Origin of the sequence: Amycolatopsis sp. CA-126428 (assembly GCF_002904335.1) — a bacterium.
GTDB lineage: Bacteria > Actinomycetota > Actinomycetes > Mycobacteriales > Pseudonocardiaceae > Amycolatopsis.
Window position 1 is genome coordinate 1 of sequence record NZ_PPHF01000035.1, and the last position, 8,437, is coordinate 8,437.

Genomic DNA, 8,437 nt, shown 5'->3' on the forward strand with positions numbered 1-8,437 from the left:
ACCGCCCTCGGCACCCTGCGCCGCGACCACGGCGGCCTCGGCCGGTTCGTCACGGCCCTCGCCCAGGCCCACACCGAAGGCGCCACCCCCGACTGGACCGCGGTCTTCCCCGGCGCCCGGCACACCGGCCTGCCCACCTACCCGTTCCAGCACGAGCGCTACTGGCTCGACACCCCGGCGGGCACCGCCGACCCGGCCAAGCTCGGGCTCACCGCCGACGACCACCCGCTGCTGTCGGCCGCGCTCCCGCTCGCCGACGGCACCGGCACCGTCTTCACCGGCCGGTTCTCGCTGACCACGCACCCGTGGCTCGCCGACCACGCCGTCGAGGGCACGCCGCTGCTGCCCGGCGCCGCCTTCGTCGACCTCGCCCTGCACGCCGCGCACCACACCGGTCACCCCGGCGTGCGGGACCTCACCCTGGAAGCGCCCCTGCCCCTCGGCGACTCGGCGGTCCACCTGCAGCTGACCGTCTCCGACACCACCCTGACCGTCCACTCGCGACAGTCCGGTGAGGAATCGTGGACCCGCCACGCCACCGGTGTCCTCGCCACGGCCGCGGCCGAACCGGCCGCCTTCACCGAGTGGCCGCCGCCCGGGGCCGAACCGGTCGACCTGGCCGGTACCTACGACGAGCTCGCCGCGCGGGGCTACGGCTACGGGCCGGTGTTCCGCGGCCTGCGCGCCGCGTGGCGCGCCGGCGACACCGTTTACGCCGAACTCGCGCTCACCGGCGACACCACCCCCGCCGGGCACGCGATCCACCCGGCCCTGCTCGACGCCGCACTCCACCTCCTGGTCGCGGCACCCGGCGAGGACGGGCCGCCCCGGCTGCCGTTCGCGTGGTCGGACGTCACCCTGCACGCCACCGGTGCGGCCGTCGCGCGCCTGCGGCTGCGCCCGGCCGGCGCGGACCGGGCGGCGTTCGAGCTCGCGGACGCCGACGGCGCCCCCGTGCTCACCGCCGGGTCCCTGGTCCTGCGCCCGATGGCCGCCGGCCTCCCCGGCCCCGGCCAGGGCGCCGATCTGTACACAGTGGACTGGACGGAGACCTCGCCGGTCCCGGCGGAAATCGCCGGCGACTGGGTCGCGCTCGGGACCGGCGGCCTCGGGCTCCCGGTCGTCGCGGACGTCGAGGAGCTGCTCGCGGCGGATCCGCTCCCCTCCGTGGTCGTCACGTGCCTGACCGGCGACGGTCCCCTGCCCGGCTCGGCCCACGCCCTCACCCGCGACACCCTCGGCCTGCTGCGCCGCTGGCTCGCCGAAGAGCGGCTCGCCGGCACGAAACTCGTGCTGCTCACCCGGCACGCGATCGCCGCGGGCCCCGACGACACCGTCCACGACCTCGCGGCCGCCCCCGTCTGGGGGCTCGTCCGCTCCGCGCAGTCGGAGCACCCGGGCCGGTTCGTCCTCGCCGACACGGACGCCGAACCGGCCGGAGCGCTCGAAGCCGTCGCCGGCACCGATGCCGGCCAGCTCGCCCTGCGCGCGGGCGCGGTGCTCACCCCGCGGCTCGTCCCGGACACCGGCGCCGCCGCCGGTCCCGGCCGCACCGCGCTGAACCCGGCGGGGACGGTGCTGATCACCGGGGGCAGCGGTGCCCTCGCCGGGCTACTGGCCCGGCACCTCGTCGGCACGCACGGCGTCCGGCACCTGCTCCTCGCGAGCCGGCGCGGGCCGGCCGCCCCGGGGGCCGCCGAACTCGAAGCCGAGCTCACCGCCCACGGCGCGGACGTCGTGACCGCCGCCTGCGACACCGCCGACCGGGCCGCCCTGGCCGGTCTGCTCGAGGCGATCCCGGCCGGCCGGCCGCTGACCGCGGTGTTCCACACCGCGGGCGTGCTCGACGACGCCACCGTCGGCACGCTCACCGACGAGCAGCTGGAAACCGTGCTGCGGCCGAAGCTCGACACCGCCTGGCACCTGCACGAACTCACCGCGGACCGAAACCTGACCGCGTTCGTCCTCTACTCGTCGGTGATGGCGGTCGCCGGCAACGCCGGCCAGGCGAACTACGCCGCCGCCAACACCTTCCTGGACGCACTCGCCCGGCACCGCGCCGCCGCCGGGCGGCCCGCGACCTCGCTCGGCTGGGGGCTGTGGGCCGACGAGGGCGGCATGACCGCGCACCTCGGCCGCGGCGACGTCGCCCGGATGGCCCGGTCCGGGATCCGGCCACTGGCCGCCGGGCCCGCGCTCGCCCTGCTCGACCGCGCGCTGGCCGACGGCCGTCCGCACCTGCTGCCGGTCCGCCTCGACCGCGCCGCCCTGCGGGCCCAGGCCGCGCCACCGCCGATCTTCGCCGGCCTGGTGCCGGCCCCGCTGCGCCGGGCCGCCGCCGAAAGCACGCCCGCGTCCTGGGCCGATCGCCTGCGCGGCCTGCCCGCCGCGGAACAGGACCGCCGGCTGCGCGAGCTGCTGCGAGCCCAGACCGCGACGGTGCTCGGGCACGCCGACGCCGCTTCGCTCGAGCTCGAGCGGACGTTCAAGGACCTCGGCTTCGACTCGCTCACCTCGGTCGAGCTGCGCAACCGGCTCAACGCCACCACCGGCCTGCGCCTGAGCGCCACGCTGATCTTCGACCACCCCACCCCGGCGCAGCTCGCCGGGCACCTGCGCGCGGAACTCCTCGGCACGACCGCCGTCACCGGCCCGGCGACGGCGGTCCAGGCCGACGAGCCGATCGCGATCATCGCGATGAGCTGCCACTACCCGGGTGGCGTGCAGGGTCCCGAAGACCTGTGGCGGCTCGTGGACGCCGGCACCGACGCGATCGGCGGGTTCCCGGCCGGGCGCGGGTGGAGCCTGGACGAGCTCTACGACCCCGATCCGCACCGCGCCGGGAAGGTCGCCACCCGGCACGGCGGGTTCCTGCCCGGGGCCGGCCTCTTCGACGCCGCCTTCTTCGGCATGAGCCCGCGCGAGGCGGCGGCCACCGATCCGCAGCAACGCCTGCTGCTCCGCACGGCCTGGGAGGCGTTCGAACGCGCCAACATCGATCCGCAGACCCTGCACGGCAGCCGCACCGGGGTGTTCACCGGCGTGATGGACAGCGGCTACGGCGCCCGGCTGACCCCGGCACCGGACGGGTTCGAGGGATTCCTGCTCGCCGGCAACCAGGCCAGCGTCGCCTCGGGACGCATCGCCTACACCTTCGGCTTCGAAGGTCCCGCGATCACCGTCGACACGGCGTGCTCCTCGTCGCTGGTGGCCCTGCACCTCGCGGCCCGCGCCCTGCGCGACGGCGAATGCGAGCTGGCGCTCGCCGGCGGCGTCGCGGTGATCGCCGGCCCGCACATCTTCCTGGAGTTCAGCCGCCAGGGCGGGCTTTCCGCGGACGGCCGGTGCAAGTCGTTCGGCGCCGGCGCGGACGGCACCGGCTGGGGCGAAGGCGCCGGCCTGCTGCTGCTGGAACGCGAGTCCGACGCCCGGCGCAACGGGCACCCGATCCTCGCACTGGTGCGCGGCACGGCGGTCAACTCCGACGGCGCGTCCAACGGCCTGACCGCCCCCAACGGGCCCGCCCAGCAACGCGTGATCCGCCAGGCGCTCGCCGCCGCCGGTCTGTCCACTTCGGACATCGACGCGGTCGAGGCGCACGGCACCGGCACCGCGCTCGGCGATCCGATCGAGGCGCAGGCCCTGCTCGCGACCTACGGGCAGGACCGGGACGGCGGCGACCCGGTCTGGCTCGGTTCGCTGAAGTCCAACATCGGGCACACGCAGGCGGCCGCGGGCGTGGGCGGCGTGATCAAGATGGTGCAGGCCATGCGCCACGGCAGGCTGCCCCGCACCCTGCACGCCGAGGAGCCGTCGCCGCACGTCGACTGGAGCGCCGGTGCCGTCCGGCTGCTCACCGAGCCGGTCGGCTGGCCGGACCGCGGCCGGCCGCGGCGCGCGGCCGTGTCGTCCTTCGGCATCAGCGGGACCAACGCCCACGCCGTGCTCGAACTGCCGGAACCGGCCGCGGCCGCGCCGGAAGAACCCGCGCCGTCGCCGGCGGAACTGGTCCTCCCCCTTTCGGCCAAGAGCCCGGAAGCCCTGGCGGCGCAAGCGGACCGGCTCGCCGCGTGGCTGCGCGAACCCGGCACCGACCCCGCCGGCGCCGGGCACACCCTGGCCGCGGGCCGCGCGGCGCTGCCGCACCGGGCCGTCGTGCTCGGCCGGGACCGGGCGGAACTGCTCGCCGGGCTCGAGGGCCGGAGCTGGGTGGCCGGTTCCGTCGTGGACGGCGGCCGCACCGCGTTCCTGTTCACCGGCCAGGGCAGCCAGCGCGCCGGAATGGGCCGGGAGCTCCACCGGGACTCCCCGGTGTTCGCCCGCGCCCTCGACGAGGTGTGCGAGGCGTTCGGCTCGCTGCCCGTGCGTGACGCGATGTTCGCCGACGACGCCGACGCGCTGACCGGCACCGAGCTCGCCCAGCCCGCCCTGTTCGCGCTGGAGGTCGCGCTCTTCCGGCTCGCCGGGCACCACGGCGTCCGCGCCGACCTGCTGCTCGGGCACTCCGTCGGCGAACTGGCGGCCGCGCACGTCGCCGGGGTGCTCTCCCTGCCCGACGCCGCCGAACTGGTCGCGGCACGGGGCAGGCTGATGAACGCCGCCCGGCGGGGCGGCGCGATGATCGCCGTGCGGGCGGCCGAAGCCGACATCGCCGCCGAGCTCGCCGGGTACGGCGAGGCCGTGACGATCGCCGCGGTCAACGGCCCGGCGTCGGTCGTGGTCTCCGGCGACGAGGACGTCGCCGTGGCCCTCGCCGAGCGGTGGCGGGCCGCCGGCCGGAAGGTCAAGCGCCTGCGGGTCAGCCACGCCTTCCACTCCCCGCACATGGATTCCGCGCTGGCCGGGTTCCACCGCGTCGCCGCCGGCCTCACCTTCCACGAGCCGGCCATCCCCGTGGTGTCGAACCTGACCGGCCGGGTCGCGACGGCCGCCGAACTCGGCTCGCCCGAGTACTGGACCGAGCACATCCGGCGGGCGGTGCGCTTCGCCGACGGTGTGCGCTGCCTCGCCGAACACGGCGTCACGACCTGCCTCGAGCTCGGCCCGGACGGCACGCTCAGCTCGGCCGTGGCCGACTGCGCCCCGGAGCTCACCGCCGTCCCGCTGCTGCGCCCGGGCCGGGCCGAGGCCCGCACCGTCGCCACCGCGTTCGCCACCGCGCACGTCCGCGGGACGGCGGTGGACTGGACCGCCTGGCTGCCGGGCGCGCGGGCCACCGACCTGCCGACCTACCCGTTCCAGGAGCAGCGGTTCTGGCTCGACCCCCCGGCGCCGGCCGGCGACCGGCTCGGGCACCCGCTGCTGAGCACGTCGGTGGACCTCGCGGGCCGCGGCGGGGCCCTGTTGTCCGGCACGCTGTCCCGGCACGCCCACCCGTGGCTGGCCGACCACGCCGTCGCGGGCACCCCGCTGGTGCCCGCCGCCACCTGGGTCGAGCTCGCCCTCCGGGCCGGCGACCACGTCGGGTGCGCGCTGGTGGAGGACCTGACGATCGAGGCACCGCTGGCCCCCGGCGACGGGAGCACCTCGCTGCAGGTCACCGTCGACGGTCCGGACGAGCGCGGCCGGCGCCCCTTCGAGATCCACGCCCGGGCGGACGGCGGCGCGGAGTGGGCCCGGTACGCCGGCGGCGTGCTGTCCCCGGGCGGCGACGCCCCGGCCGGCGATCTCACGGCGTGGCCACCCGCCGGCGCCACCGCGATCGACGTCGGCGACGCCTACGTGCGGCTGGCCGGGCGCGGCTACGAGTACGGGCCGCTGTTCCGGGGCCTGACCGCGGCCTGGCGGCACGGCGACGACCTCTACGCCGAGGCCGCTCCGCCCGTCACGGACGAGGCGTTCGCGCTGCGGCCCGCGGTGCTCGACGCCGCGCTGCACGTCCTGGCGCTGGCGAACCTCGACCTCCCCGAGCTCCGGCTGCCGTACGCGTGGTCGAACGTCCGGCTGCACGCGACGGGCGCGGACGGCGTCCGGGTCCGGTTGACCCCGGCCGGCGCCGGCCACTACGCGCTGCTGGTCACCGATCCGGCCGGTGCCCCGGTCCTTTCGGCGGAGGCGCTGCGCCTGCGCCCGGTCACCGCCGGCCGGCTCGCCGTGCGGGGGCCCGGCCGGCTGCACGAACTCCGGTGGCGGCCGGCTGGGCCCGGAAAACCCGCGCCGGAGCCGGTGACCGCCGGCTGGTCCGCCCCGCTGCCGGACACCACGGGAGACGTCCTGCTGCCCGTGCCGGCGGGTGCGGCGCCGGAGCTGCTCCACCAAGCCCTCGCGCACGTCCAGGCCTGGCTGACCCGCGAACCGCCGGCCCGGCTGATCTTCGCCACGCGCGGCGCGGCCGGCGTTCCCGGCCACGACGGCACCCCGGACCCGGCGGCGTCGGCGGTGTGGGGCCTGGTCCGCACGGCCGAGCTGGAACACCCCGGCCGCTTCGTGCTGCTCGACACCGACCCGGCGGCACCGGCGGTCACCGCGGCCGCGCTCGGGACCGGGGAAGCCCAGGTCGCGATCCGCGGCGGCCAGATCTTCACCCCCCACCTGGCGGCCCTGGACACCCCGGCGGGCCGAACGCTCCCGGGCGGCGGAACGGCGCTCGTCACCGGCGGCCTCGGGCACCTCGGCAGCGCCGTCGCCCGGCACCTGGTGCGGCGCCACGGGGTCCGCGACCTCGTGCTGACCAGCCGTCGCGGCCCGGACGCCCCGGGCGCCACCGAGCTCGTCGCCGAGCTGACCGGGCTGGGTGCCCGGGTGCGGGTCGCCGCCTGCGACGCCGGCGACCGCGAAGACCTCGCGGCCCTGCTCGGCACCGTCGCCGAGCTGCGGGTGGTCGTGCACGCCGCCGGGATCACCGACGACGGCACCGTCGAAGCGCTCACCGGCGAGCAATGCGACGCGGTGTTCGCCCCCAAGGCCGCGGCCGCGTGGCACCTGCACGAGCTGACCGGCGGGCTCGCGGCGTTCGTGCTGTTCTCGTCGGTCGCCGGCACCCTCGGCAATCCCGGCCAGGCCGGCTACGCCGCCGCGAACGCCTTCCTCGACGGGCTCGCGCGCCTTCGCCACGCCCAGGGCCTGCCCGCGACGTCGGTGGCGTGGGGCCTCTGGGAGGGGCCGGGCCTGGCCGGTGACCTGACGGCCGCGGACGTCGCCCGGCTCGCTCGAACGGGCCTCACGCCGATGCCCGTGGACGAGGGGCTGGCGTTGTTCGACGCGGCGCTCGCGACCGGCCGGCCGGACCTGGTCGCGGCGCGGCTCACCGCCGCGGACCGGACGGCACCGGCCCGCCGCACCGCGGGGCCGGCCGCCGCGGTGCCCTTCGCCCGCCGGCTCGCCGCCGTGCCCGCCGAAGACCGGGCCACCGTCACGCTCGACCTGGTCCGCGGCCACGTCGCCGCCGTGCTCGGCCACGGTTCCGCGGCGGACGTCGATCCCGCGCGGGCCTTCACCGATCTCGGTTTCGACTCGCTGACCGCGGTCGAGCTGCGCAACCGGCTGATGGCCGAGACGGGCGTGGCGCTGCCGACGACCGTCGTGTTCGACCAGCCGTCGCCGGCCGCGCTGGCGCGGTTCGTGCTCGGTGACGTGCTCGGCGAGCAGGCGCCCGAGCCGGCCGCGCGCGCGGCCGCCACCGCCGGCGAACCGATCGCCATCGTCGGCATGGCCTGCCGGTACCCCGGTGGCGTCCGCACGCCGGAGCAGCTCTGGGAGCTGGTGCTGTCGGGCACCGACGCCGTCGGGCCGTTCCCGGCCGACCGCGGCTGGCCGGCCGACCTGTACTCGCCGTCGCCGGACGAGCCCGGCAAGTCCGTCACCCGGGCGGGCGGCTTCCTCCACGACGCCGCCGACTTCGATCCCGAGTTCTTCGGGATGAGCCCGCGCGAGGCGCTCACCACCGATCCGCAGCAGCGGCTGCTGCTGGAGACCGGCTGGGAAGCGCTCGAACACGCGGGCATCGACCCGGCCACGCTGCGCGGCGAACCGGTCGGGGTGTTCACCGGCGTGATGTACAGCGACTACGGGGCCCGCCTGCACCAGGCCGGTGCGGCCACCGGGGAGCACGAGGGCTACCTGGTCAGCGGCAGCGCCGGCAGTGTCGCCTCGGGCCGGATCGCCTACACCTTCGGGCTCGAGGGGCCCGCCGTCACGATCGACACCGCGTGCTCGTCGTCGCTGGTGGCGCTGCACCTCGCCGCACGGGCGCTGTCGAGCGGCGAATGCGAGCTGGCGCTCGCCGGCGGCGTGACGGTGATGGCCAGCCCGGCGACGTTCGTCGAGTTCTCCCGGCAGCGCGGGCTGGCCCCGGACGGCCGCTGCAAGGCCTTCTCCGCCGACGCCGACGGCACCGGCTGGGCCGAGGGCGCGGGCATGCTCGTGGTGGAACGGCTTTCCGACGCGCGGCGGCTCGGCCACCCGGTGCTCGCCGTGCTGCGCGGCAGCGCCGTCAACT

General features: G+C 77.3%; 1 protein-coding gene. It reads left to right on the forward strand.

Annotated elements, in window-relative coordinates:
- A partial coding sequence (locus C2L58_RS10630) for a type I polyketide synthase (protein ID WP_146073567.1) occupies positions 1-8,437 on the forward strand: 8,437 nt, incomplete at both ends.